The following is a 26,291-nucleotide window of genomic DNA, read 5'->3' on the forward strand; positions in this document are numbered from 1 at the left end:
CGCGCGAGCCGAGTACTGTCGTATTGCCGTGTATACAGCAATATGACAGTGCAAGCGGCATCGTCACCGATCAATTATATGGATATATACAAATACGATGCGTAATGTTCGTACAATCAGGCTACACGATCATCACAGCCTGATCCATATAATTAGACCGGTACTTGAGCGACGCCAGCAGTAGGCGCTTCAGCAGGAGAGGTATGCAGGATAGCAGATGAGTGCGGCCAATGATCGGCAGCAACGTCCATCCGGCAAACAGCACACTTAGCGAAATGCCGCCCGTTAGATCGGGGACATCATTGCCGTCATTGCTGTTCGGTGCATGGCGCGGTGCGCTCCATGACATATTGCCCGGATTGATTCCGTTGGTAACCGCAAAGTCATAATCTGTTTCGTCCGCCGACTGAAAAGGCAAGCAGAACAAAAGCAGGATCAGACTGAAGACAAGGGCACTCATCTGCCGCCTTCGTGAAGGTAAATGATCCAATGTGCATCTCCCATTTGTTATAACGGTTTTTCCGCCCGGATATGACTGCCGGCGGTATGCCGCACAGGTATCATTACGAGAACCCGTGCCAGCCTACCGCCGGCAGTCCTGTACAGTATATCTTCGTCCCGTGTTATGGCATATGCCACGACACACAGATGATATCTGTCACATTATACGTATTTTACCGCACTCGGTTTCAAAATCCAATGAAACTTTTCACCGAGACGGTATTGTTATTCCGCTAACGACGAGGGAACCTTAACCCATCAAGATAATAAAGAAGACAATAGCCAGTACGAAACGATAAACAGCGAATACCGTCAGCGACAGACGCTTCAGCAGGCTTAGGAAGGTTTTGATCGCAATCATTGCCACGATAAAGGCAGCGATAAAACCAGCGGCAAAGAAGCCGAAATCATCCATGCTCAGGTATTGCGCGCTTTTCACCAGATCCAGTCCAGTTGCGCCGAACATCACGGGTACGGACACGAGGAAGGTAAACTCTGCCGCAGCTGTATGTGATACGCCGAGTAGAATACCACCGGAGATGGTCGAGCCGGAACGAGAGAAGCCCGGCCACAGGGCGAGACATTGGAACAGACCGATGCCGAATGCTTGCTTGTACGTAATATCGTCAACCGTCATCTCGCCCGCGCTGCGCCCTTTGCGCCACTCGGCATAGATCATCAGCAAACCGCCGACCACGAGACTGTAGACGACCGTTTGTGGACCGAACAGATATTTTTTGATCACATCATGCAGCAATAGCCCGACTACCACAGCCGGCAGCATAGCCAGTGCAATATGTAAAATATTCAGGCGGCGTGGACCGGTAACGCCGTTTCCTTGCTTCACGCGTCCACGGAACACATCGGGAATCGTCATCAGAATATCGATAAACTTGCGCCAGTAGAGGACAACGACAGCGAGCACCGCACCGAGCTGTACAACAATTTCAAATGTTTTGACCTGCTCGGAGTTTTCGTTAAGCCCTAGCAGATAAGCAGTCAGGATCATATGCCCTGTACTGGATACCGGCAGGAACTCGGTAAGCCCCTCAATAATCCCCATAATAATGGCTGAAATAATATCCACGAATGGACCTCCTTTAACATTGTATTCGCCTTGCGGCAAATTGGGTGGTATCCCGGTTGCAATGGCTGGTTGTGCAATATTCCGGGGAGCCGGTTTGTGTGCAGCAAACCACGCTTCTATCATAGTATGAGAAAACGGGGATGCTCGTCAATTTGCTGTGTGCCAGTTGACAGCTGGGGTCTGTGGGTCCAGCGGAGAGCGGCTGAACAGAAAGCACTAGACGATGTAAACTTTACACTATAAGCAATCGCTTACATTGGAAACGGATATGACGACTTAGTTGAAAAACAGTCGAAACGTGTCGAATCTATTTTTTGTTTATCTTTTGCTAACTTGCTCCCGATAAACATTCTAGACGCTGTGAAAAGCAAGCTTTCCCTAATGGATTGCTTTTGGTTAAGATAGAGGGGCATACATGCTGTACCATTATAAGGGAGGCGTTAACGATGGCTTTTACTATTAACAATTTGACCGATAACAGCAATACGATCATCAAGGAGCAACTGGGCGGCTTTACCGTACTGGAATACATAAAGGATCTCAGCTGTACGTCCGTAGCGGAAGCGACAGCACAATATTATATGTCGCAAAGCAATATGCGCCGTAAGCAGCTGATGATCGAATTGAACAATAGCGAAATTATGATGAAAGCTGGCGCGATGCAGTACACGGTCGGTCGGATGGAAATGACGACTGGTATCCAAGGCGTCGGTGGTCTGGTCAGCGGTATTTTCAAATCGGCAGCGAGTGGTACGGGCGTGGTGAAGCCGCAGTATCGTGGTACGGGTAAAATTCTGCTGGAGCCAACCTACAATTATATTTGGCTGATCGATGTGGATCATGACGAAGTGGTAATCGAGGACGGTCTGTTCCTCGCCTGCGACACCTCACTCACAATCGGTGTGACTGCACGCAGCAATTTCTCCTCCGCAGCATTGGGCGGCGAAGGTCTGTTCAACATGACGGCAAAAGGTAAAGGAATACTTGCGTTGGAAGCTCCCATTCCGGCAGAGGAAACGGTCGTTGTACAGTTGGAAAATGACGAGTTAAAGGTGGATGGCAACTTTGCAATGATGTGGTCGAACACGCTGCAATTTACCGTCGAGAAATCCGGTAAAACAAGATTAGGCTCCGCCGCATCCGGCGAAGGTCTGGTGAACGTCTATCGCGGCACCGGCACCGTCTGGCTGTCGCCGCTGTCTGCGTACTCCTGATTGGAAACTGTTAACAGATAGCGTAGCAAATAGCTTATTAAAATTTATAGAGAGAAGGAATTTAAATGTATGGACCTATTTATGTAACATCAAATGGATTAAACAAATTATATAATGAGCATTATACAATCCAAACTGAAGAGGTATTTGATAGAAATACTGGTGAGAGTGCAATAGCCGTTTATTTTGAAGAATATATTGAATATGATGAAGCAATGGATTTGTTGAAAGATAGCGGCGGTTTCTCAAATATTGTGCCGGAAGATGAGGAAGATGAGGAAGACGAGGAAGAAGAAGAGTATGAAGACGAAGATGAAGATGAAGACTACATTAATCATAACTAAATCATTAGATATGCCTTATTTTAATTAAATATGTAATTTGGTTGAAAGGTAAATCAACAAAACCTCCTCTAAACAATTTTGAAAAAAGACTAGCCAAATTCCATTCTATCTGTTAGTATTAAATCAGGAATTAGAATAAGTCTAAATTTAAAATAAAGAAAAGAGGAATTGACTATGACAACTACAAATAACCAAACCCATACATCTGAGACTACACAACTGGATTCCCTTTACAATGCACTGAATGTACAAATCGCGAACTGGTCGCTGCTGTACACCAAGCTGCACAACTTCCACTGGTACGTGAAAGGCGAGAACTTCTACACTCTGCATGCCAAATTCGAAGAGCTTTACGATCAAGTGACAGGTTACATGGATGATGTAGCAGAGCGTCTGCTAGCAATCGGTGGTCGTCCTGTCGCTACTATGAAAGAACAACTGGAGCTGTCCACCCTGCTAGAAGCAACCGGCAACGAATCGGCGAACCAAATGGTTAGCTCGGTAGTTGAAGACTTTGCTACCCTGTCCGGTGAGATGAGCGAAGCGATTATTCTGGCAGAAGAACTGAGCGATCACCCAACTGCTGACCTGCTGACTGGTATCCGCGGTGAAGTGGAAAAAGCTGCTTGGATGCTGAACGCTTATCTGGGTCGCTAATCCAAGCCTGATCACTGCATCAGCTGAACTCTTCGTTTGAAGAATGAAATCATCAAAGCTTCATCCTATACACGCTAATCTCTGTTATAAAGGCTCTCCAAACTGCCGATAGTAGGCTTTGGAGGGCTTTTTGTATGCTATTTTTGTGACAAATTTCGCATATTACTGTCAGATCACTTATGCGGGCGTATAATAAAGTGCATTACCTTTCTATGGCGGATTTGTCCAACATGCAACAATCGGTATAACAGGTGATCTATAGATTGCATATATGCGTTAGCTTAGATGAAGATCAACCATTCTAAAATGAGGTGGATGTGATGGCGGTGACCTACCCGCTGCTGCAAGAAGCAGAATTATTCATTCGTCAGTGCTATGAGGAGCTGGGCAAAAGCGCAGCCGAAACGGAGCAACGACTGGCGGAGATTCATACCGAAATACAGACAACTGGCATGTATACTCATACAATAGAAGAATTACAGCACGGTGCCAAAATGGCATGGCGCAACAGCAATCGCTGTATCGGCAGACTGTTCTGGGATCATCTCGACGTGCGCGATGCTCGGCATGTACGCGGCACTGATCAGATCGCTCAGCAGCTGCTAGAGCATATTCGCTACGCTACCAATGATGGAAAAATCCGCCCAACGATCACCATTTTCCGACCGCGTGATACGAACGGGCAGGAGACGCGCATCTGGAATCATCAGCTGATCCGTTATGCAGGCTACCGCAATCAAGATGGCAGTACAACCGGTGATCCCGCGTCGCTGTCGTTTACTGACTTGTGCCGTCATCTAGGCTGGCAGGGCAAAGGGACGGATTTTGACGTGTTACCGCTGGTGATCAGCGAGCATGGCGGCAAGCCGCAGCTGTATGAGATTCCGGCGGAGGATGTGCTGGAAGTGCAGATGGAGCATGCTGATTTTCCGGCATTTACAGAGCTGGATTTGAAATGGTATGCTGTACCCATTGTGTCGGAAATGCGGCTGAATATCGGTGGGATTCATTATACCGCTGCGCCGTTTAATGGCTGGTATATGGGCACTGAGATTGGTGCGCGCAATTTTGCCGACGAGGATCGATATAACCTGTTGCCGGATATGGCGAGCATCATGGGACTGGATACGTCTAGCAAGGCTACCTTATGGCAGGATCGGGCGCTGGTCGAGCTGAATGCGGCTGTGTTATACTCCTACAAAAAAGCGGGTGTCAGCATCGTTGACCACCATACCGCTGCTACACAGTTCCGCAAATTCGAGGAACGCGAGGAAGCGTCAGGACGCGAAGTGACCGGCAATTGGACATGGCTTATTCCGCCTATGTCTCCGGCGACAACGCATATTTTCCATCGCCCGTACAACAATCGGGTGGTGACACCGAATTTCTTTTATCAAGAGCGGACGTACGAGCGCACAACTTCGGACGCCGATCATCATACGAATACGAACCATCAAAGGAAGCAAACGGGCGGAGGTGGATGCCCGTTTCATTGAGAGGATGAAATGTAAAACATGCTAGGCATTGGTAGAAACGCCGCCGTGCGCCGGATGAACCGGCAAATGCAGAGCTTTGTCCATCCGACAAGGCTCATTCCAATGGGCTTTGCCATTTTGATTGCTATCGGCACGGTGCTGCTGATGCTGCCGATCTCTGGCGCGCATGGGCACTCTGTCGGTTGGCTGAACGCGCTGTTCATGTCCACATCGGCGGTCTGCGTAACGGGGCTGGCAGTGATCGATACAGGCACTGCCTTTTCTCTGTTTGGACAGGTTGTGATTATGGTGCTGATCCAGATTGGCGGCTTGGGCTTTATGACATTTGGTATTTTGTTTGCCGTGCTGCTAGGCAAGCAGATCGGCTTGAAACAGCGTCTGCTCATTCAGCAGGCGACCAATGCGGTATCGACGCAGGGGCTTGTGAAGCTGTCGCTGAATATTTTCCTGATTGCGTTTGTACTGGAATCGGTGGCAATGCTGACACTGGCACTGCACTGGACACCAGAGCTAGGATGGAAACGGGCATGGTATTATGGAGCCTTTTATGCCATTTCTTCATTTAATAACGCTGGGTTTGCACTCAAGCCAGATAGTTTATCCGAGCATGTGGGCGATCCCGTAGTGAACACGGTTGTCATTACGCTATTCGTCATCGGCGGTTTGGGCTTTATCGTTGTAACGGATATTTTGCGCAAGCGGCGTTGGCATAAGTTCTCGCTTAATACGAAGCTGGTACTTGTGTCATCGCTGATTGCGACGGTGTTCGGATTTGTTTTTGTATTGGCAGCGGAATGGGCGAATCCGGCAACACTGGGTCCACTTAGTCTGGGCGATAAAATCTGGGCAGCCTTGTTCCAAGGGGTCATGCCGCGTTCCTCCGGTTATAATACGGTCAATATCGGTGGTCTGATGGCGGCAACGCAGTTTGTATTCATTATGCTGATGTTTATCGGGGCAGCGAGTGGTTCGACTGGCGGCGGGATCAAGATCAATACGTTTGCGATTTTGCTGCTGTGTCTGTATAGCGTCGTGCGCGGTCGTTCGGAGATTCATGCGTTTCAGCGGAAAATCAGCTTTGATACGGCGTTTCGTGCATTAGCGATTATTATGATCTCGCTCGGCATCGTAGTCGTACTGACGATTATGCTGACCATTACCGAGAGTGGATCAAGCGCTTCGTTTTTGGCGATCTTCTATGAGGCGGTATCGGCATTTGGGACGGTTGGTTCCTCGATGGGATTGACGCCGCATCTGTCCCCGGAAGGCAAGCTGGTCATCGTCATTACGATGTTCATCGGTCGTCTTGGTCCACTGGCGCTAGCATTTGCACTAGCGCGTAACAATAAACCGACCAAGTACAGCTATCCAGAGGAAAAGGTACTGATTGGTTGATGCGCCACATGAGCCGCATAAGTGTTCTTTTGTATCTATCGCTCATCATAGTCATTGGTATACTGAGGCATGACATATATGCTAGTGCATGAAATAGGTCAGCGCATGAGATGATGCTGGCGAATCCAATGTACCAACGTCTTAAACATATGAAAGCATAAAGCATACTAGTACGAACGCAGGAATCATACTGTCATGAACGCATCAAACATATGGTCGAACGAAACGGAATGTATATACAAAAAAGCTCCCCTTTACTGCTGCTGGATCACGGATATGATCTGGCAACCGCAGAGGGGAGCTTTTTGAATAGATGGCTATGAGTAAGGCATCAATGCGATTCGCCGGACTGGTTCATCCGTCGTTCCCACCAGTTCAGCAGCTTGCTCAACGTATACGTCAAAATCAGATAAATGATCGCCGCTGTCAGATACGGCTCCCAGATGCGTAAATACTGTCCACGCATCAGATTCGCATAATACATCAGCTCTTTGGCAGCGATAATCGTCAGCAATGACGAATCCTTGATCAGTACGATAAATTCATTACCAAACGCCGGAATCATGCGCTTAATCGCCTGCGGCAGAATAATATAGCGCATCGTCTGTTGTCTAGTCATACCAAGCGATAGCGCTGCTTCGCTCTGCCCACGCTCCACCGACTGAATGCCAGCACGGAAAATCTCGGCGCTATAGCCTGCCGAATTGAGCGTCAGCGACAGGATCGCGGCGAACAGCACATCCGTACGGTCGATCAGCAGTGGCACAACCCCGAAATGCACAAGCAAGATCTGCACCAGCAGTGGGGTTCCACGGAAGAAGTTAATATAACACGCCGCGGGCAAACGCAGATACGCATGTCGGGACATACGTCCAAAGCCAACGATCAGTCCAAGAATAGAGCCGAGGCAGATGGAGACGATCGAGACGCCAATCGTCAGCAGTGTGCCTTTGAGCAGTAACGGGATGTAATACAGAATGATGTCAATACGAAAATCGCTCATGGCGCTGCTCCTTTTATCCTTTAGCCATTGCTGCTTTCAGATTCGTCAGATCCGGTTCCTCGCCAAACCATTTTTTGTAGATTTCAGCGTAGGTGCCGTTATCAATAATGGTTTGAATCGCCGGGTCGAGTTTGGCTTTTAGCTCGCTGTCTTTGGGAAACAGAATGCCGTAATATTCGGAATCAAAGTTTTTGGAATCGGTAATGCTGACCAGTTTTTTATCTGGGTTGTTTTTGATATATTCACGCACGATGGCAATATCCGCGACAACAGCGTCTGCTCCGCCATTATCCAGCTCCAACAGCGCCAGTGCATTGCTTTCAAATCGGCTCAGGTTAGCGCTGTCCTTGCCCATGATGCCGGACATAAGAATATCCGCCGTCGTGCCGTTTTGTACAGCCACTTTTTTGTCCTTTAGATCAAGGGCGGACTTGATGTCACTACCCTGCTTGACCATAATCACATTGGTCGATTCAAAATAAGGCAGGGAGAAGTCATAGCTTTCCTTGCGCTCATCCGTAATAGAGACGGAAGAAACGCCCGCCTGATATTCCGTTCCCTGACGTACACTTTCTAGCATCGTATCCCAACCGGTGTTGGTCACCTCATACGTTAGCCCCGCCTGCTTCATCACCGCATCGATAAAATCAATATCGAAGCCCTTTACCTGATCCAAGTCCATAAATTCCATAGGAGCATAGGAGGCGTCGGTCGCAATTTTGATCGGCGCGCTGTTATCCGTTGCCGCCGTATCGCTTTCCCCGCTACTGGATGCTGCCGGAGCCGGGTCTTGTGCTGGAGCAGTTCCACACCCAGCTAGTACTACGAAAATGAGTGTAAGTAAAATTAACATGATGTTCTTTTTCACTATGTAACCTCCATGTACGGGATTTGATAGTCGTAATTTTATCAACAAAAGAAAAATTTAACAATGCATATTTATACTTTATGTTAGATATTTTTACTTTGTGAAGTACATTTTATATCTCTTTCATTTTTGCAATCAAAGAGCAGTTATTAGATTTACAGTTCACTTTGCAAAACAGCCATCAATTAAGGTTGCTGTTTGGAATATACTTATGGAACAATATACAGTAACCCATAAGTATCGAAGAAAGGGCATGATCGCGCTTTTGATCGGTGCGGGAACTGAACGTAAAGGATGGAGTAGCATGAACGAACAACGTATCGAAATTAGTAAAAATGTACTCACCGATTGTCTCGGTTTACAAGCTGGAGAAACACTTGCTGTAGTCACCGATGACAGCCGCAAAGAATTAGCTGAATCATTGTATGAAGCAGGTAAACGTCTTGGTGCGGAAAGTATGCTGCTGCTTATGCAAGAACGCAGCAAGTCCGGTGAAGAACCCCCTGCTGCTATCGCTACCGCCATGATGAATGCATCGGTCGTCGTGTGCGTCACTCGCTATTCCCTTACGCACACGTCCGCTCGTAAGCAGGCAGCGGCTGCTGGTGCACGTCTGGCAACCATGCCGGGTATTACCGAAGATATGTTTACCCACGGTGCGATTACAGCCGAATATGATAAAGTCAAAGAACTGACTGAAACAGTCACTGCTCTGCTGACTGAAGCATCTACCGTTCGGATTGAAAAGGATGGACGTAGTTTAAGCTTTTCCATTGAGAGCCGTGAAGGCGTTCCAAGCACGGGGCTGTATTTGAACCCGGGCGAATCGGGCAATTTGCCTTCTGGCGAAGCCTATATTGCTCCATTAGAAGGAACAGCTTCCGGTGAATTAATTGCCGATGGCTCGGTTGCCGGATTGGGTGCTTTGAGTAGCCCGTTATTGTTGACCGTGCAGGATGGACGTCTGGTTGCCGCTGAGGGTGATAAAGGCGACGAACTGCTGCATATGCTTGGCGATGATCAGGGACGCATGCTGGGCGAGTTTGGCATTGGCACCAATGACAAAGCACGCATCACGGGTATCGTGCTGGAAGACGAAAAAGTATATGGTACCATTCATGTCGCTTTTGGTAGCAATAATACATTTGGCGGTACAGTGGCAGCTGGGGTACATATCGACATTGTGGTGAAGCAGCCGGATGTGTATTTGGACGATCGTTTGATTATGCGTGCAGGTGAACTGGTCGATTAAGTGAAAGGTGAACCTTTTATATCGTATCTAATTTGGAATTAACGGCGGTGAAGAGAATGAAGACAACAGGTATAACCGTACGAGAACTACTGCATATACCGCCGCTGCAAGGTGCAAGACTGATCAGCGGAGAACAAGGGCTGGATCGTGCCGTGCAATCTATCGACATTATCGAGGTGCCCGATCTGACGGACTGGGTGAAGGAAGGCGGATTGTTGATGACGACTGCCTATTCCATCCGCCAAGAGCCTTCTCGGCTGGTAGAGATGATACAAGTGCTCGCCCGCGGGCAAGCGGCAGGATTGGCGATCAAATCGGAATCCTTTATACAGGCGATTCCGCAGGAAGCTCTACAGATCAGCGAGCAGTATGGATTGCCGCTGATCGAGCTGCCATCGGATATTCCGTATACCGATATTACGCAGGCAGTGATGGAGCAGGTGTTGGATCAGCAGGCATCGATGCTGCGCCGTTCGGAGGAAGTGTATCGCAAGCTGACGATGATGGTGCTGGAAAACATCGGCATTCAGGCAGTCAACGATCATGTATCCGATCTGCTCAAGGCGCCGGTCGCTGTCGTCGACAATGCCGGAATGACCATCGTCGCGTCACCAGCAGGCTGGAATTATCATCAAGCAGAGCATCCACTTAGCTGGAATATTCATGTAGATCGACGCACGGTTGCTCGGCTGATCGTGGATAAGGAACGTCTGGATGCGATGGAGGAGATTGGCGTTGAGCAGGCACGGCTTGTGCTGGCGCTGGAGCTGATGCGTAACAAGATTATCGAGGATACGGAAAATCGGCTGCGTAATAACTTTATCGACGAGCTGATGACGCCACCTGTACCGCCGCGACATGAGGTAGAGCAGCGCGGTCGCCAGCTGGGCATGAATCCGTCGCAGCTATGGGAAGTAGTCGTGATCGAAGGACAGATTGCACCAGAGGAAGAGTGGATTGACGAGCTATTAGAACCGGAAGCGACAACATATGGCGTACGTCCGCATGTCGAGTTTCGTAGCAACCGAGCCATTTTATTCCTACCGACACCGGCTGCGGATGGAGAGAGCGGTATGAACCGACAGGAGCTTATTCCGTGGACGAATATTGTCGGCGGCTGGCTGAATGACCGTCAGGGTAAGCTTACTGGCTATCGTGCTGGTATCGGTCGTCCTACATGGCTGTGGGATATGCACGAGAGCTATAGCGAAGCGCGTCATGCACTGACCATTTCCAGACGGCTCAGCGGCGGCGGACCGATGACTGCGTACAAGGATGTGGAGATTTATCACCTGCTGCGTGGAACGGTGGACGAGCGTGGTTTTGGCGAGCTGTTTGATCGCAAGCTGGGCAAGCTCAAGCAGTACGACGAGGAGCACAATAGCGATCTGCTGCGCACGCTGTTCTTTTATTTGGAAACGAGGGGCAGTCTGCTGGATACAGCACGTCAGCTGTTTATCCACCGCAACTCCGTCAAATACCGACTGGAACGCATCCGCGATATTACCGGCTTTGATCTGAACGATCCACATGAGCAGTTTGTGAGCCATATGTGCTTGATTTATTATTATTTGATCGAGCGCCCAGACTGACCGACTATCGGCAAATGAATGAATGAAAAGATGAGCGGCATGAGCAGGATGCGTGGATAAGCGATTGCGAGTATAACGGCAAGGTTGATCTCCAACCAGTACATGGATGATTCACCGGATTATCCGCCATATCCAGAACAATATCGTCAGAAAATATATAACCTATGCACAAAAAATCCCGCAGATTCTGCCATTAGCAGACTGCGGGATTTTACATAGGATCGTATCGTGATGTACATCGCGAATATCGAGCTATCGCATGTAAAGCAAGGATTTCCTGTCTTAGCTCTTTTCGCTTCTATACACGCAACTTCGTAAATATCGCTTCGGTCACTCCGGCAAATCTTTGCGGTAAGCAGACGAGAGCCAGCGCAGGTCGGATGTGACCGGCAATTCATGGCTGACCGCTTGAACTAGCTCTGCTGGATCGGTCGAGACGAATAGACGATTCATACACGACTCAGCGACAAAGCCTTCCTGAATGCCGTGGCGCAGCATACGGAGCAGTGGCTCATAATAGCCGCGAATATTATACAGTCCGAGCGGCTTGTTATGGATGCCGATCTGTGACCAGCACAATACCTCGAACAGCTCTTCAAATGTACCGAGTCCACCGGGCAGCGCGATAAAGCCGTCACCCATTTGCTGCATCATCGCTTTGCGTTCATGCATGCTGTCCACGGAGATCATTTCGCTCAATTCCTTGTGTACACGCTCGCCATGCAGCAAGCCACCCGGCATAATACCGGTTACCTTGCCACCAGAAGATAGTGCAGCTTCTGCCGCTGCTCCCATCAGGCCAAGCCGTGACCCACCGTAGATCAGATGATACCCCATCCCGGCGATGGTCGTTCCCAACTCTGCTGCTGCTTGCATGTACTCTGGATGTACACCCGTACCCGAACCGGCAAATACGCAAATTGATCTCATGCTGTACACTCCTCATGTAGTAGGGAATTATTTACAGTACACCTTAGTATACATGATTTTTATTTGCAGAAGTACCGCAAATGACCGGAGTTATGCAAAATTCATCCGTTATTGCGGATTGTTTGTCCAGATGCCTGCGGTTTTCAGTACGACGCGGGATGGCAATTTGAGACCTGCCAGAATGAGCTGTGCCACATCCTCTGGCTGCATCATCCGATCCTCGTCGCCAATCGGCAATCCAGCATTCACTGCCAGTGGCGTATTAACCGTACTTGGTGTTAGCGCGGTAACGCGGATGTTGGATTTGCGCACTTCCTGCATCAGCGCTTCGGTCATGCCGATCAGCGCGAATTTGGAAGCGCAATAAGCGGAACCTGTAGCAAAGCCACGTTCGCCTGCTGTGGATGCGATATTGATAATATCGCCGCTGCCCTGTGCGATCATCGCTGGCAACAGTTCATGGGTAACATAATACGCGCCCATCAGATTGACACGGATAATTTGCTCCCATTGCTCTGGGTCCATTTCCGCTAGTTTGCCAAAGGAAGCTGTCCCTGCGTTGTTGATCAGAATATCCACGTGACCAAGAGATTGTGCCAGCGAAGAGACCGCTGCACGTACGTCTGTGGCATTGGCAACATCGGCAGTAGCTGTAAATACCTTCACGCCGTATTGAGCGCTCAGTTCGGATTGCAGCTGCTCCAGATCGCCGCTGGTGCGTGCCAGTAGACCGAGATGAACGCCTTCGGATGCGAGCAGCTCAGCGGTTGCTTTGCCGATACCTTTGCCTGCGCCTGTGATAATCGCTGTTTTATGTTTCAGTTCCATATAATAAAAACCTCCTAGATGAATGAAAGGATAATGCCGGTCAGAAACCCGCCAAATCATTATACTATTTTCCATGCAAACAAAAAAAGGTTTCATAATGTTGGAAAAAGGGTAATGAAATTGGTTACATAATCCGACATATTCCTGTATAATGGTTCAGTAATTGCTGCACTGCATGAACTTGCTGAAACAGCCAATTCGAACTAAAATTCAGGAAAGCGTAGGGATGCCTGTGGACCACCGTCACGTAAAAACGACCATTGAGACCTTGCTTCGACGCGCTAATAGTGATGTACGGGTTCGCACCAGAAAGAAATTTCCCGGTTCCCGCTCCGTTGGCGGCAAATTTTCGCTGAACAGCCGGATGATTACACTCTATTTGCACGAGATCGAAGAACAGTGCTTTCAGCTGTTCGGTTCGCTCAAACATATCGACGATTATTTTACGATCATTCTCGCTCATGAAATGGGGCATGCCCATGATCCGCTGCTAGAACAGCTGGCAGACGAGCTGGACGATTGCCATGACCCATTGCTGTACGCGCGTTTGGCGTTACAGATTGAGCAAAATGCCTGGGATTACGCAACTACATTGTTGCCCGAATGTAACCCGCTCGTATTTGATAAAATTGTGGACTGTTCACTGGAAGCCTATTATGAACGTATCGCATCCGCAGTATCCGCCGATACCGGCGTTGAGGTCATTGCCTGATGCAGGAGAGTATTATCTACTCTGCATCTGGGACAAGCCTGCCTACTGCACACACATGCCAAATCAAATCCCCTTTTTAAATTTCCACTGCTGCCGGTTGGGCGAGATGCCACAGCCGCAGCTATCATGGGAAGGAGAAAAGGGGCTTTTTGTCTGTGGTAGCAAGAATCGGATATGATGGACATATAACTGCATCCGTACAGATCAAGGAGGACAATCAGATGGCAAACTATATCGGCTGGATTCGCTCCAAAACCGGAACCGCCAAAATCTTTTCCAACTTCGCTGGAGCAATTATCGTCAACGAGCAAGGTGAGATTCTGCTACAGCATCGTCGGGACAACGATCAGTGGGGTTTTCCGGGCGGCGCGATGGAGCTGGGAGAATCAGCAGAGCAGACGGCGATTCGTGAAGTGCTGGAAGAGACGGGTTATCAGGTGGAGGTAGACTATTTGCAAGGTGTGTACACGCTATACGATTATACCTATCCGAACGGAGATGAAGCGCAGACGATGCTGGTTGCTTTTGTATGCCGGATTGTCGGCGGAGAGCCGTTGAGTGAAAATGAAGAGACGCGCGCGTTGCGCTTTGTTACACCGACGGAAGCGCCACCGCTGTTTAACGCGCAAAATGTGGATATGCTATCCGACTTTATCGCTGGTCGGCGCGGTGTGTATCGCTAACGACATCAATCGGTATACATAAAATGCCTGCTTCCGCGAAAGAAGCAGGCATTTTGCATGTGAAGTAGCGATTGCATGTGAATTAACGATATAGAATGCTAGTGATATTAAGTACGACAATTCTGTATACGGATGATCTATCCCTGCTGACTAATCACAATCGCCTGTTCCAGATCGTTGATCAGATCGCGAATGTTTTCCGTGCCGACTGACAGCCGGATCAGCTCTGGATTCACGCCCGCAGACAACTGCTGCTCCTCATTCAACTGTTGATGCGTCGTGCTGGCAGGATGGATGATCAGCGACTTGGAATCGCCCACATTCGCCAGATGGGAAAAGAGCTTCACATTGCCGATTAGCTTCTGACCCGCTGCCGCACCACCGCGAATACCAAAGGTCAGAATCGCACCTTTCCCCAGCGGCAAATACTTCTGCGCTAGTTCATACGACGGGTGGCTGTTCAGCCCCGGATAGCTGACCCACTCTACATCAGGATGCTGCTCCAAATACTGCGCCACCTGTAGCGCATTCTCACTATGTCGTTCCATCCGTAGATGTAGCGTTTCCAATCCCTGCAACAACAGCCACGCGTTAAATGGCGAGATCGGCGCACCCAGATCGCGCATCAGCTGCACACGTGCCTTGATAATATACGCCAGTGGACCGAGCGCATCGCTGTACACCAAACCATGATAGCTTGGATCAGGCTCGGTCAGCCCCGGAAACTTACCATGTGCCGCCCAATCGAACTTGCCACCGTCCACAATGACACCGCCAATCGAAGTGCCGTGTCCGCCGATAAATTTGGTTGCCGAATGCACCACAATATCTGCGCCATGCTCAATCGGACGCAGCAAATACGGGCTTGGGAAGGTATTATCCACAATCAGCGGAATGCCATGCTCATGTGCAATGGCGGCGACTGCTTCAATATCCAGTACATTCCCGCCCGGATTGCCGACTGTTTCCGCATATAGTGCTTTTGTGTTTTCTGTGATCGCTGCTCGGAAATTATCCGGTGTATCCGAATCGACAAAGGATACGGTAATGCCCAGCTTGGGCAACGTATGTGCAAATAAATTATATGTACCCCCATACAAACTCGCTGCGGACACGATATGATCGCCTGCCGCCGCAATATTGAGAATGGAGAAGGTGATCGCTGCCTGACCGGATGCTGTCGCGAGCGCACCCACGCCACCTTCCAATGCAGCCAGCCTTTTTTCAAACACATCAGTGGTCGGATTCATCAATCGGGTATAAATATTGCCGAATTCTTTTAGTGCAAACAAATTAGCAGCATGCTCACTGTCGCGGAAGCCATACGACGATGTTTGGTACAACGGTACAGCACGTGAAAACGTCGTTGGGTCGATTTCCTGTCCAGCGTGAATAGCGAGAGTTTCCAATAAATACGGATTCGGTTCAGTCATGATCATTCTCCTTCTGTGTTGGAATTGAACCTATTCTCGCATGTCAGCATGACGGAAGCAATCGTTAATTGACGTTTATACAAAAATGAATACCGTATAGAAGATTTCGATACATCCACCGCTATACATCTGCAAATCCCCTATTGCTGAAATTCAGCATGAACGAGACGCGTCAGACACAAATGTTTACCCTTTTCGATTGGCAAAATTCTGTTATAACCCTTCCGTACAAGGGTAAGTGCATCGGAGGGAGGGTTGCAACATGAACAATCAACAAGACAAAGCCCAGTCGCCGCAGCCGTTAAAACGAAACCGTATTCGTATCCGCCGCCCCGACTCGTACAAGCTAACCGTTGAATTCAAGGATCGGCGGCTGGTGACGCAAAATTGCTATGAACTAATCAGCCTACTGAATGACATCATCACGACCGTCTGCTTCCTGATCGGTAGTTATTTCTTTTTTACGAGCGATACAAAGACCGGTACGATCATGTTCATAATCGGTAACGCCAATACGCTATTCCGTGCCATACTCGCCATGATCCGCAAATTTCATATCGAGTGGATCACGCAGGAAGAGGATGACGGCAAGAAAACAAGTGAGATGAAAGTGACCGAAGAGAAGGGCTGCTAATGGAAATAAGTCCTTATAAGTGTGCTTTTATTTTACACAGATTGCGTACTATGATTGCGTACCATGAAGTACACCAAAATCTAATCATCACGTATACGGTTATTCCATATATAAAATCCAATATTCGACCGTTGTGCGTATAGCACAAGGTCATACATAAAGCCGCTACTGGAACATTCAGCATCCGATAGCGGCTTTATAGAGTGTAAGCTAAAGCGGAAGCACCAGCCAACCTAGCTAAAACAAGCATTAGCTAACCATTACAGCTTCTTCAACGCCTCCGTCGGCGGACCTTCCAATACTTCCCCTTTATAATCAAACCGTCCACCATGACATGGACAATCCCATGAGCGCTCTGCATCGTTCCATTGCACCTCACAGCCCATATGCGTACACGTCGTATCCACCAGATGCAGCTGCCCCTCTGGATCGCGATATGCCCCGGTGCGCTTGCCTCGCTGCCAGATAACCGCACCTTCGTCCGGCTGTAGTTCATCTGCTTTGCGCAGATTAAAGTCTACTTTGCCAGTCACCAGCTCTTTGGCTACCGTCAAATTATGACTAATCGCATTTTGTACGCGCTTCAGCACTGGCGTTTTGCGAGATGGGGAAAATAGCTCGGTATAGCGATTATCTCGACCCATGATCATATCAGTAATCATCATCGCTGCCAGTGTACCGGATGTCATGCCCCATTTGGCATAAGCAGTACCCACATAGATGTTGGGCGTATCGCTCGTCAGATAGCCGATACAAGGCAGCTTATCGAGCGAATATAGATCCTGAGACGACCAGCGATACGGCACTTCCTTGATGCCCAGCAGCTTGCCTGCGAATACTTCCAGATCGGCATAATGCGCAATCGTATCCTCTTCCTGCCCCGTACGATGACCTTTGCCGCCAACAATCACATACTGCTGGTCATCAAAGGTAGCGGAACGTAGCGAATGCTTCGGATCGTCCGCACTAATATACATGCCACTCTCAAATGGCGTCTCCGCACGAATCGCCAGCGTATACGAACGCTCCGGCTGCAAGCGGGCAAAATAAAACCCATTCTGATCGGTCACTGGATAATGCGAACCGGACACCACTGTATTGCAAGTAATGCCAAAATCCTTATCCTGTACCAACAACCGCGGACGGTCGCCATTTTCTACTTCTTCAATCATCGTATGCTCGTAGATCGTTCCGCCCAATCGTAAAAATTCCAGCAGCAGAAACTTCAAATATTGCAGCGGATGAAAGCGTGCCTGTCCCGGCAACGCAATCGCACCTTCCACACGCAGCGGAATCGGCAAGGATTCTACCCATTCGCCGGGAATACCCAGCTCACGATACGCATCCATTTCCTTTTTTAGATGTTTTAGCTCCGAGCTGCCAGATTCCACATATACATACGCCGTTTCTTCCTGCCAATCACAATCTACCCCGTTGTCCTGTACGATTTGCTGCATGAAGCGTTTGGCTTCCTCGGCGGCTTCGTAATACAGAATAGCTTCTTCATCGCTAAAGTGATTGCGAATATGATCATAGATCAAGCCATGCTGGGAGGTGACTTTGGCAGTCGTGTAGCCGGTAGTGCCATTCAGCACCTTGCCGCCCTCAAACAGCGCGACCTGCTTTCCTTCTTTTGCTAACAAATAAGCAGCGGTCACTCCGGTAATGCCTGCGCCGACAACGGCAATGTCCACATCCAGTTCTTCCGTTAAGGGAGCGAATGTCGGAAATTCCGTCGTTGCTCGCCAAAAGGAGTAGGGGGCTTCCGGTAACTCGATTTCTGCGGCTTTGCGAGTAATGTCTTGGTTCGTATCGTCCTTCATGCTGTCCCTCCTGTATCAGTGGTCTAGGTATCATCATTCATTACCACTTCCTGTAGGGAATCTAACCGTTACCTGTACAGAACAAGCAATGATTTTCAGGATGAATGTAAATACAGTCAAATATGGCAAACCCCGCAACAATACATATTCGCATCATTGGAATGCGCAAAATCATCGCTGCAACCGTTGCGGAACCACTGATATTTCGGGTAAGATGAAGCGGAGTTTGCATCTAGTATCCATTTGAACAAAGGGGATTTCCATTTATGCGATTTATTATCATGAGAGCGATTACGTGCCTCGTTGTGATCGGTCTCGCTGTCCGAACCGTACTGTCTAACCCATCTGATCCGAACAATGTATTTGCTTATATGCTGATGGTCGTTGCCGTATTGGCTTTCGTTCTACCGCTGCTCATTCAGAAAATCGTCCGCCGCGTCCTCGCCAACCGCCGTATGCGCAAATAAATCCTACTCATGTGTTGGCTCCAATAGATCCACAATGACGAACCATCACAGTTTTAATTCATCCAGCGTCGTCTTCCAGCGCTCCAATCCTTGCTCCGGCTCGTGAAGCCGGAAGGTCACGCCGGTCAGCAGATCGGCATATGGCGCAATATCCTGCTTGATATGCTCTACCGTACCTTCAAACCGCGCCCGCGGATACATAGAATTCTCCAGTGCGGGCAACTCCTTCATCCGCAACCGCAGTGTCCAGCCTACTTCTTGATATACAAAAGACAGCAGCGCCTTACCATCCCGCTGCAAATTGCCCGTTGTATTCGTCCCTGTCCACAGCGCAATCCGCACATGCTGCTCATCCATTGCCAGCACTTCACCCACACTTACCATCGCCTGATACGGGAAGCCATTCTCACCAACCGTTAGTAAGAGCATAGCCAGATGCTGCTTGTCCTCCAATTGCTGTCCATCCCATAGCTCTAGCAGAGCAGGGGAGAGCACGATTGGCTGTTCGGTATCATTCGTATGCGGGGGATTGGCATGAGATAGATTGCTTTCGATAGATTGCTCGTTGCGTTGTGCTGTATTTTCTTGCGCATTCTTGTACATATATTCATCTTGCTTGCTCATATATATTTCCTCCATAATCTGTATCTGTATCTGTATCTGTATCTGTATCTGTATCTGTATCTGTATCTGTATCATTAGAAATAGCGGTAACAATATGATTACCAACACCAGTACTAGTAGTAATCAAAGTACGAACCACTGTTAATATTATTCCCTAATTAGGTCAGCGACTAGTTTGGAATGTTCTTTTTCTTTGTCCCTTGTCATATAGCTTTAGCCTGCATGCTGTTTATGAACCGCGCATCTGTCAGCATAGACCATAACCAAGCGCCATGCAGTGGCATTTTGCATAGTACGCCGCAAACCCTGTACAATAAGAATTTGCATCCAGCGCCGTATATACGAAACGGATGATGGATCATCTTCGAGCCATCCAATCATCGACGGAACAGGAGAGATACTATGCTAATATTCAATACGACCATCTGGCTGATCGGTATTGTGCTCGTGCTGGCGTTCTTGCTGATCCTGCGCCGATTGTATCATAAATCGCTGCCAGAGCTTCTTGTGGCAGGGCTATTTGGTATCTATTTGCTGAATGTGATCAAATATACCTTTTTCCCATTTCCCGTTGATCCGCAATTATTAGAGCTCATGCGTATCACTGGTGGCGATAAAGGCATGGTACGGCTGAATCTGATCCCATTTCATTCCCAATTTTACGATTCGATTCTGGTCGATAAATCGAACTATCTGAATGTGCTTATGACCATTCCATATGGTCTGATCCTGCCGCTGCTTATCTCTATGACTACGCGCCGTATGCTGCTGTTTGCGGTCAGCATTGGACTGCTAATCGAGACGCTGCAAGGCATCATCGATCTGCTGCTTGGCTTCACGTATCGGACGGTCGATGTGAACGATATTATGTTTAATTTTACAGGCGCTATGCTAGGCTGGGCAATCCTGCGACTACTGCTACGAAGCGCGGCTGTACAAAAACAGCTTGCCAAATGGTTTCCGTCTGTGGTAAAAAAGATATAATAACGACATCGTATGCAATCCGCTGCTTCTGGGAAGGGGCGACGGGGCATTGCAGACGATGTTATACCAAAGGAGGTGAGGCAGGATGTTGAATTTCCCATTGTTTATTGCGCTAGAGCACCAAGTTGCTGGCGTATATAGTATTGCAGGCACATTTTACGAAGACGGGAGAAGTCTGTCCAAAAATGAATACTTCCAAAATGGCGAAATGCCGCTCCTGCCTTCAGCCTCGGTCGGATTTTCAGCAGTATAAATGTTATGACAGTGAATCTGTGTGATGAATGGATATCTCCATCATGGATCACCGTCCTAATCCACGGATCAGCTTCGGAATACGATTGTCTGCGCGACAATCGTATCCATAGCCATCCGCTGCACACCGTATCGTGAATGAACAGTTGTCTTCGGAATTGCACCCACGAGAATATGCTCAACTCATCGTTTGTTTCGCACGAACGTACATGATGCACATGGTAGAACCGATATGCTCGGTCCATCATTGCAACATGGTTGGCATACTCGGATCAGTAGAATGACACGGATCTATATCCGTTGTTATTTCTACCGCAACTCCATCCATGACAGCCGCAGGGACATTTCCCCTGCGGCTTTTTTGTTGTGTTGAGAACCCACAACGAATATATGCGGAATACATCGTAATCCGAGCTGACAGGCAGAAGCGCATTTCCTCAACCAATCTACTTTACGAAGATAACCAAATCACAGCCATTCGCTGGGTCGGTATATCTTCTCAATAAATTAGCGCAGCCGTTCTTGTCGTTATTTTCCATATACCTGTATTCGCTGATCCAATCCATAACCAAGCCCATACAGCGAAAGCTACAGTTATATTCAATAAAATAATAGTCTGTTTATGTAGAACTCTAGAACCCTAGAACTCAGGCGCTCAGGTACACTCAAATGCCAGCTCTACATGAACAAACAGAACACGTCCGGCTGCCTCACACGAGGAGAATGAAATCTATGTCTATTATGATTGCCTGTCAGCAGGTTCAACAATATTACGGCGCTCAGCAGGTGCTGTCCAGCGTCACCCTTGAAATTCACAGCGGTCGCAAGATTGGTCTCATTGGTCTAAACGGAGCTGGCAAAACGACCCTGTTCCGTCTGTTATCTGGTCAGGAACGTCCGTATCAGGGCGAATTGCATATTCAAAAAGGTGCACGCGTCGGCTATCTGGCACAGGTACCAGACTATGCAGAAGGCACAACCGTCATGGATATACTGCGCGAAAGCTTCCACCATCTATTGCAATTGCAGCAGCGAATGGAGGAGTTAACGCTCCGTATGAGCGATGCAGATCAATCGCCAGAGCAGATGGATAAGACCCTGCGCGAGTACGGCGAAGCACTGGATCGTTTTGAAGATCAGGGCGGATACGAGATGTCTGCCCGCATCGATGCCATCGCTGCCGGACTCGGCATTCCACAGTCACGCTACGACGAATCCGTCAATCGTCTGTCTGGTGGGGAAAAGACCCGTGTAGCGCTGGCGGCACTGCTGCTAACCAATCCAGATATTCTGCTGCTCGACGAGCCGACCAACCATCTCGATATGGATGCCGTCGTCTGGCTGGAGCAATTTATCAGCGGCTCAAACGCGACCGTTGTCGTGATTTCCCATGACCGTTATTTCTTAGATAAAGTCGTGCAGGAGATCATCGAGCTGGAAGACGGCGAAGCTACAGCGTATCCGATGAACTACTCTGCGTATCGCGAGGAGAAACAACGCCGTCTGATCAACCAATACGAGAACTATCAGGATCAGCAAAAAGAAATCAAACGCATCAAAGAATCCATCAAGCGCCTTATCGATTGGGGCAATCGCTCCAATCCACCGAACCCCGGCTTCCACCGCCGCGCCGCTTCCATGCAAAAAGCGCTCGACCGCATGGAAAAGGTCAAGCGCCCAGTGATGGAACGCGCCCAGATTGATCTAGAATGGAAACAGAAAGGACGCTCCGGTGAGCGTGTGCTGGTGCTGGATCAGGTGTGGAAAAGCTACGGAGACAAAGCGCTGCTGCAAGAATCGTCTGCCTTGCTGCGCTATGGCGAACATGCTGTGATCATTGGCGGGAACGGAGCTGGTAAAACCACCTTGCTGCGTATGATCCTCGGTCAGGAAGCCCCAGATGCGGGTACATTACGCCTTGGCTCTCGTGCTGATACTGGTTATTTGGCACAAGAAGCCGCTCCACCGGATGCTGGCGAAACGGTACTGGAATGGTTCAAACTGCACGCGCGTATGGAAGAAGGCGCCGCCCGCGGTCAGCTTGCCAAGTTCTTATTTTATGGTCCCGATGTGTTCAAAAAAGTATCGGGTCTATCGGGAGGAGAATGGAGCCGATTGCGATTAGCGATTCTGATGCACCAACGCCCGAACCTGCTAATTTTGGATGAACCGACGAATCATCTGGATATTTCCTCAAGAGAAGCATTGGAGGAAGCACTAGAAGAATTCCCAGGAACCATTCTGGCTGTATCGCATGATCGATATTTTATCAATCGGATTGCGGGACAGATTTGGAGTTTGGGTGAAGGTGAGTTGAAAGTGACGTTGGGGAATTATGAGGATTACCAGCAAGAAATTCAGAAAAATAGTTAAAATCAATAAAAAACCTAAACTCGATTTAAGAGTTTAGGTTTTTTATTGATTTAGCCGCCTATGCCATTGCTTAGTGTGGTGAAACGTTCATGTTGATAAGTAGTAGTTGGAGAAAGTGTGAGAGAAGTTAAGCTAAGTACTAGAATTAAAGAAAAAAAGACTTTTTTCATTGGCTGTAGCCTCCTCTATAATAGTATTATAATGATTTAGATGCTCATCAGTTGCGAATTTTCTAAGCTGCTCAAATATTAGAATACGATCTAAAATCTTGCTTTTATTAGAAATTTTAATCGATAAACGTAAACTTTCAATAGTGTTATCAATAGCTTCACCATATGAACTTTTTTTATAATGGTAGATTGCAAGCTGATAATATAAATCAATATATCTATTTAACGAAGCAGTAACCTCATAATAATCCTGATCCAAAGAAATTTTGGAGTACAGTTTATCTAAAATATTATCGATAGAAAAATTATTTTCATTCGCAGCTTGTAAGATCACGCAAAGACTAGGCAATATTTCATTTGGATTATCCAGTAAGAAAGATACATATGCATCTAGTTTGGATGTATCCCCCAGAAGAAGATTCAAATTATTCATATTTGCAGTAGCAAATGATTTGAATTTTGCAACTTCTTTTAAACCAACTTCATCAAGTTCTTCAAACCAACTGAGATCTGCATATTTTGTAACATAATCTTTTGCTTCTTCGTACCTACCCAGATATTCTAATGCGATAGATTTTATAACATAACTTTGACCATAATAGACTACTAATCTTCTTTCAGCTTGGAGGGGCTCATAAAAACCTGTTTCTTTAAATTTTTTTTGGCGTTCAGTATAGATGGCTTGGCTGATAATATTTAATTCATCGCCATATCTTTCGAGATAATACCAGTTTTCTAATACATAATATAAATTAGCTAATGCTAACAAACCATCCAACATAAAATGTTCAGGTAAACGATCACGGAAAGGTTCGAAACGTACGGCTGCTCTAAAGTTTTGTTCTGTATTTTCACCAATCGAAGCTCTAAATACCCGATAATGCGCAATCGCCAATCGTTCCGAATGCTGATGTTTTTCATTCTCAATCACACATTCGTAAAAAGGAATAGACTCTTTTACCTTTCCATCCTCGTATAATTCCTCAGCCAATCCAAACACTGAAACCGTATTCGACAAATCTTCCATTAGACGATCCAATACAGCTTGAATACAGTCATAACGACCAATCTCGGTACATCTCATCAAAAATGCTTTGATCCGGCGCCAATCTGCCTTTTCGTTGATAAAGCATTCATCCACATAATACTCGTACATCCAGCCTTCTTCATGACCAAGTGCTTCAGCCATCAAATCCAACTGGCGGATCGAAATGGATTTTGGCGGGTTACCATTTAAAATACCGCTGATAATTCCGCGGTTGATACCAGCCAATTTACCGAAGCTGCTCAATGAATGCCCTTTTTGCCGAATTCCTTTTTCAATTTCAAGTCTAATGGTTGTGGTGTTGGTAATCATAAACCGAACACACCCCTTTATGTCGAAAGTTTCCCGTTTGTTGCGCCCCAGTAAACCCATGGTTTCAAATTTATTACATTATATATTGCAGTTTGAACTGTGGTCAATTACTTTTAATGAAAAAATAGCGAATTAGGTATCAAAAATAGGTAACATGCGGCAATTCAATAACCATAGGTGTTTTTTTGTGAAAAATATTAAATTGGTTTCATAGACAAAAAATAAGAATCAGCTATATTGCTATATAAGCAATATAGCTGATTCTTATTGGAGAGACAGATAGCTTTAAGGTAATTGAATTAATTTTGTGAGTAATGGAGTCATATCTATTGTTCTTTTCATATTATATCGACTAGCTGAACGCTCAAAGGTTTTGAGTGTTCTTTGTAATTGTTTATAGTTCTTTTTTTGTTTAGATTGATACAAAGCTAGTTGGTAAACCATATTTACAAAATAGCCGTCTACAGCAGAAGAAGCATAGTATGTTTTACTCTTATTAGTTAAAAATGAATCGATCTGATTTTCAAATAGTTTGACGATCCAATCTACATTAGTATTCTGCCTGTTAGCGACTGTAAGAATAAGTAATAATCCAGGCACAATTTCTTCAGGATTTTGCTTTAGGAAATCTACATAGTTATCAAGAATCTCAAATTTACTCATATGAAGATTCATACCATATATATTACCTTGCGCATAAATGTATAGTTTATCAATTTCATAATCACTTTCTTCGCTTATGCCCCTTAGATGAGTCAAATCATAATATCTATAGGCATATTCTAACGCTTTCTCGTAATCTCCTGTATGTTCATAAAAAGTACCCTTGATTAAGTAGGATTGTCCATAATAACGCACAAATGGTCGCGGAATATCAAGGTGAAAATAGGGGTCTGTATACGTGGTTTTCGGAAACTTATTCAAAATACGATTAGTCAAACTGATTAATTCATCGGCGCATTGTTCAAGTAAAATCCAGTTTTTCACCCAATAATAGGTTCCAGCAGCATGGGTAAGTGCCTGTAATCTAAGATGATCCGGTAAATGTTTTTGATACTGTTGCATAAGGACTGCTGTTTGGTAATCATCCTCAATATTTTGATCGCGATTAATCATATACATCCTGTAATAGCTGATTGCCAAGCGTTCTGAATGTGAATAACGTTCGTTATCAACAATACTTTGATAACAAATCATTGCAGCATCTAACTTTTCTTGATGTACCAGTTCCTCGGCTAATTCAAATACTTTTTCAATGTATTCATATTTTTCTAGAGACATATCAACAATATAGCGTATCCAATCAAACTGATTGATTTCGATACAATTAAGTAATAATGCGCGAATTCTGCGCCAGTTTAGATTGTCACGCACACCAAATAATTCTTGAATAAAAATCTCATATAGCCAACCCTGCGGCTTTTGGAGTGCTTTTCCCATTCGATCCAACTGATTAATGGAGATCGGTTTAGGATTATCACTGTTAAGAGTAGAACTTAATATTCCACGATTTACACCGGAAAGATTGCTAAACATGCTCAAAGAATAATTTTGTTTTTGTAGTTCTTTGATTATTTCGTGACGCAAAGTTTTAATGTGATCCATGTATATT

Annotated in this window: 26 protein-coding genes; 14 read left to right on the plus strand and 12 right to left on the minus strand. The window is 47.0% G+C overall.

Annotated features, from left to right (window positions below):
- Window positions 1-121 precede the first annotated feature (121 nt).
- A complete protein-coding gene (locus ABXR35_RS19250) occupies window positions 122-490 on the minus strand; it encodes a hypothetical protein (RefSeq protein ID WP_367063667.1) in 369 nt (122 codons plus the stop codon).
- 261 nt (window positions 491-751) lie between these two features.
- The gene (gene bacA, locus ABXR35_RS19255) at window positions 752-1,588 is read right to left on the minus strand and encodes an undecaprenyl-diphosphate phosphatase (protein ID WP_367063668.1); all 837 of its coding nucleotides are present in this window, start codon (window positions 1,586-1,588) and stop codon (window positions 752-754) included.
- Between the two features lie 446 nt (window positions 1,589-2,034).
- Between bacA and ABXR35_RS19260 the strand changes: the two genes are divergently transcribed.
- The 5 genes from ABXR35_RS19260 (at window position 2,035) to ABXR35_RS19280 (ending at window position 6,694) form a co-directional block, all read left to right on the plus strand.
- The gene (locus tag ABXR35_RS19260) at window positions 2,035-2,802 is read left to right on the plus strand and encodes an AIM24 family protein (RefSeq protein ID WP_367063669.1); all 768 of its coding nucleotides are present in this window, start codon (window positions 2,035-2,037) and stop codon (window positions 2,800-2,802) included.
- 65 nt (window positions 2,803-2,867) lie between these two features.
- Window positions 2,868-3,146, plus strand: coding sequence for a hypothetical protein (locus ABXR35_RS19265; protein WP_367063670.1), 279 nt, complete (start codon window positions 2,868-2,870; stop codon window positions 3,144-3,146).
- A 174-nt stretch (window positions 3,147-3,320) separates the two neighbouring features.
- On the plus strand, window positions 3,321-3,803 hold the full coding sequence (locus ABXR35_RS19270) for a Dps family protein (RefSeq protein WP_367063671.1): 483 nt from the start codon (window positions 3,321-3,323) through the stop codon (window positions 3,801-3,803).
- A 320-nt stretch (window positions 3,804-4,123) separates the two neighbouring features.
- Complete coding sequence (locus ABXR35_RS19275; protein WP_367063672.1) at window positions 4,124-5,299, plus strand: nitric oxide synthase oxygenase; 1,176 nt, start codon at window positions 4,124-4,126, stop codon at window positions 5,297-5,299.
- A gap of 18 nt (window positions 5,300-5,317) precedes the next feature.
- Complete coding sequence (locus ABXR35_RS19280) at window positions 5,318-6,694, plus strand: TrkH family potassium uptake protein (RefSeq protein ID WP_367063673.1); 1,377 nt, start codon at window positions 5,318-5,320, stop codon at window positions 6,692-6,694.
- Between the two features lie 331 nt (window positions 6,695-7,025).
- On the opposite strand, the gene ABXR35_RS19285 is transcribed toward ABXR35_RS19280, so the two are convergent.
- Both ABXR35_RS19285 and ABXR35_RS19290 read right to left on the minus strand, forming a co-directional pair.
- The gene (locus ABXR35_RS19285) at window positions 7,026-7,697 is read right to left on the minus strand and encodes an amino acid ABC transporter permease (protein WP_367063674.1); all 672 of its coding nucleotides are present in this window, start codon (window positions 7,695-7,697) and stop codon (window positions 7,026-7,028) included.
- A 13-nt stretch (window positions 7,698-7,710) separates the two neighbouring features.
- The gene (locus ABXR35_RS19290) at window positions 7,711-8,550 is read right to left on the minus strand and encodes a basic amino acid ABC transporter substrate-binding protein (protein WP_436669395.1); all 840 of its coding nucleotides are present in this window, start codon (window positions 8,548-8,550) and stop codon (window positions 7,711-7,713) included.
- A 319-nt stretch (window positions 8,551-8,869) separates the two neighbouring features.
- Between ABXR35_RS19290 and ABXR35_RS19295 the strand changes: the two genes are divergently transcribed.
- Both ABXR35_RS19295 and ABXR35_RS19300 read left to right on the plus strand, forming a co-directional pair.
- Window positions 8,870-9,817, plus strand: a complete 948-nt coding sequence (locus ABXR35_RS19295; RefSeq protein WP_367063676.1) for an aminopeptidase — start codon at window positions 8,870-8,872, stop codon at window positions 9,815-9,817.
- Window positions 9,818-9,873: 56 nt separating this feature from the next.
- Entirely contained in the window at window positions 9,874-11,409 is a 1,536-nt protein-coding gene (locus ABXR35_RS19300) for a PucR family transcriptional regulator (RefSeq protein ID WP_367063677.1), read from the plus strand.
- Here ABXR35_RS19300 and ABXR35_RS19305 read toward each other — a convergent pair.
- The 3 genes from ABXR35_RS19305 to ABXR35_RS19315 all read right to left on the minus strand — a co-directional run bounded on the left by ABXR35_RS19305 (window position 11,385) and on the right by ABXR35_RS19315 (window position 13,167).
- The gene (locus ABXR35_RS19305; protein ID WP_367063678.1) at window positions 11,385-11,513 is read right to left on the minus strand and encodes a hypothetical protein; all 129 of its coding nucleotides are present in this window, start codon (window positions 11,511-11,513) and stop codon (window positions 11,385-11,387) included. The two genes, ABXR35_RS19300 and ABXR35_RS19305, sit on opposite strands and share 25 nt — an antisense overlap.
- A 226-nt stretch (window positions 11,514-11,739) precedes the next feature.
- Complete coding sequence (locus ABXR35_RS19310) at window positions 11,740-12,339, minus strand: LOG family protein (protein ID WP_367063679.1); 600 nt, start codon at window positions 12,337-12,339, stop codon at window positions 11,740-11,742.
- Between the two features lie 108 nt (window positions 12,340-12,447).
- Window positions 12,448-13,167: a 3-ketoacyl-ACP reductase gene (locus ABXR35_RS19315; RefSeq protein ID WP_367063680.1), complete on the minus strand. Its 720-nt coding sequence runs from the start codon at window positions 13,165-13,167 to the stop codon at window positions 12,448-12,450.
- A gap of 226 nt (window positions 13,168-13,393) precedes the next feature.
- Here ABXR35_RS19315 and ABXR35_RS19320 point away from each other — a divergent pair, with 226 nt between their 5' ends.
- Both ABXR35_RS19320 and ABXR35_RS19325 read left to right on the plus strand, forming a co-directional pair.
- Complete coding sequence (locus ABXR35_RS19320) at window positions 13,394-13,879, plus strand: hypothetical protein (protein WP_367063681.1); 486 nt, start codon at window positions 13,394-13,396, stop codon at window positions 13,877-13,879.
- A gap of 221 nt (window positions 13,880-14,100) precedes the next feature.
- On the plus strand, window positions 14,101-14,562 hold the full coding sequence (locus ABXR35_RS19325) for an NUDIX hydrolase (protein ID WP_367063682.1): 462 nt from the start codon (window positions 14,101-14,103) through the stop codon (window positions 14,560-14,562).
- A 137-nt stretch (window positions 14,563-14,699) separates the two neighbouring features.
- On the opposite strand, the gene ABXR35_RS19330 is transcribed toward ABXR35_RS19325, so the two are convergent.
- Window positions 14,700-15,995, minus strand: a complete 1,296-nt coding sequence (locus tag ABXR35_RS19330; RefSeq protein WP_367063683.1) for a homocysteine synthase — start codon at window positions 15,993-15,995, stop codon at window positions 14,700-14,702.
- Window positions 15,996-16,257: 262 nt separating this feature from the next.
- On the opposite strand from ABXR35_RS19330, the gene ABXR35_RS19335 reads away from it, so the two are divergent.
- Window positions 16,258-16,629 carry a YrhK family protein gene (locus ABXR35_RS19335; RefSeq protein WP_367063684.1) on the plus strand — a complete coding sequence of 124 codons (372 nt, stop codon included), beginning with the start codon at window positions 16,258-16,260 and terminating at the stop codon, window positions 16,627-16,629.
- Between the two features lie 260 nt (window positions 16,630-16,889).
- On the opposite strand, the gene ABXR35_RS19340 is transcribed toward ABXR35_RS19335, so the two are convergent.
- Window positions 16,890-18,452 carry an FAD-dependent oxidoreductase gene (locus ABXR35_RS19340; protein ID WP_367063685.1) on the minus strand — a complete coding sequence of 521 codons (1,563 nt, stop codon included), beginning with the start codon at window positions 18,450-18,452 and terminating at the stop codon, window positions 16,890-16,892.
- Between the two features lie 266 nt (window positions 18,453-18,718).
- Between ABXR35_RS19340 and ABXR35_RS19345 the strand changes: the two genes are divergently transcribed.
- A complete protein-coding gene (locus ABXR35_RS19345; RefSeq protein ID WP_367063686.1) occupies window positions 18,719-18,919 on the plus strand; it encodes a hypothetical protein in 201 nt (66 codons plus the stop codon).
- A gap of 45 nt (window positions 18,920-18,964) precedes the next feature.
- Here ABXR35_RS19345 and ABXR35_RS19350 read toward each other — a convergent pair whose 3' ends face one another.
- Window positions 18,965-19,543, minus strand: coding sequence for a pyridoxamine 5'-phosphate oxidase family protein (locus ABXR35_RS19350; RefSeq protein WP_367063687.1), 579 nt, complete (start codon window positions 19,541-19,543; stop codon window positions 18,965-18,967).
- Between the two features lie 402 nt (window positions 19,544-19,945).
- On the opposite strand from ABXR35_RS19350, the gene ABXR35_RS19355 reads away from it, so the two are divergent.
- The 3 genes from ABXR35_RS19355 to abc-f all read left to right on the plus strand — a co-directional run bounded on the left by ABXR35_RS19355 (window position 19,946) and on the right by abc-f (window position 23,152).
- Complete coding sequence (locus tag ABXR35_RS19355; protein WP_367063688.1) at window positions 19,946-20,527, plus strand: VanZ family protein; 582 nt, start codon at window positions 19,946-19,948, stop codon at window positions 20,525-20,527.
- Between the two features lie 85 nt (window positions 20,528-20,612).
- A complete protein-coding gene (locus ABXR35_RS19360) occupies window positions 20,613-20,780 on the plus strand; it encodes a hypothetical protein (RefSeq protein WP_367063689.1) in 168 nt (55 codons plus the stop codon).
- 731 nt (window positions 20,781-21,511) lie between these two features.
- Complete coding sequence (gene abc-f, locus ABXR35_RS19365; protein WP_367063690.1) at window positions 21,512-23,152, plus strand: ribosomal protection-like ABC-F family protein; 1,641 nt, start codon at window positions 21,512-21,514, stop codon at window positions 23,150-23,152.
- 132 nt (window positions 23,153-23,284) lie between these two features.
- Here the strand turns inward: abc-f and ABXR35_RS19370 are convergent, their stop codons facing one another.
- Window positions 23,285-24,679 (minus strand): DNA-binding protein, encoded by a 1,395-nt coding sequence (locus ABXR35_RS19370; RefSeq protein WP_367063691.1) that lies wholly within the window; start codon window positions 24,677-24,679, stop codon window positions 23,285-23,287.
- A 285-nt stretch (window positions 24,680-24,964) separates the two neighbouring features.
- The gene (locus tag ABXR35_RS19375; RefSeq protein ID WP_367063692.1) at window positions 24,965-26,284 is read right to left on the minus strand and encodes a hypothetical protein; all 1,320 of its coding nucleotides are present in this window, start codon (window positions 26,282-26,284) and stop codon (window positions 24,965-24,967) included.
- Between the last annotated feature and the right edge of the window lie 7 nt (window positions 26,285-26,291).

The organism is Paenibacillus sp. JQZ6Y-1 (assembly GCF_040719145.1).
Taxonomy (GTDB): Bacteria; Bacillota; Bacilli; order Paenibacillales; family Paenibacillaceae; genus Saccharibacillus; species Saccharibacillus kandeliae.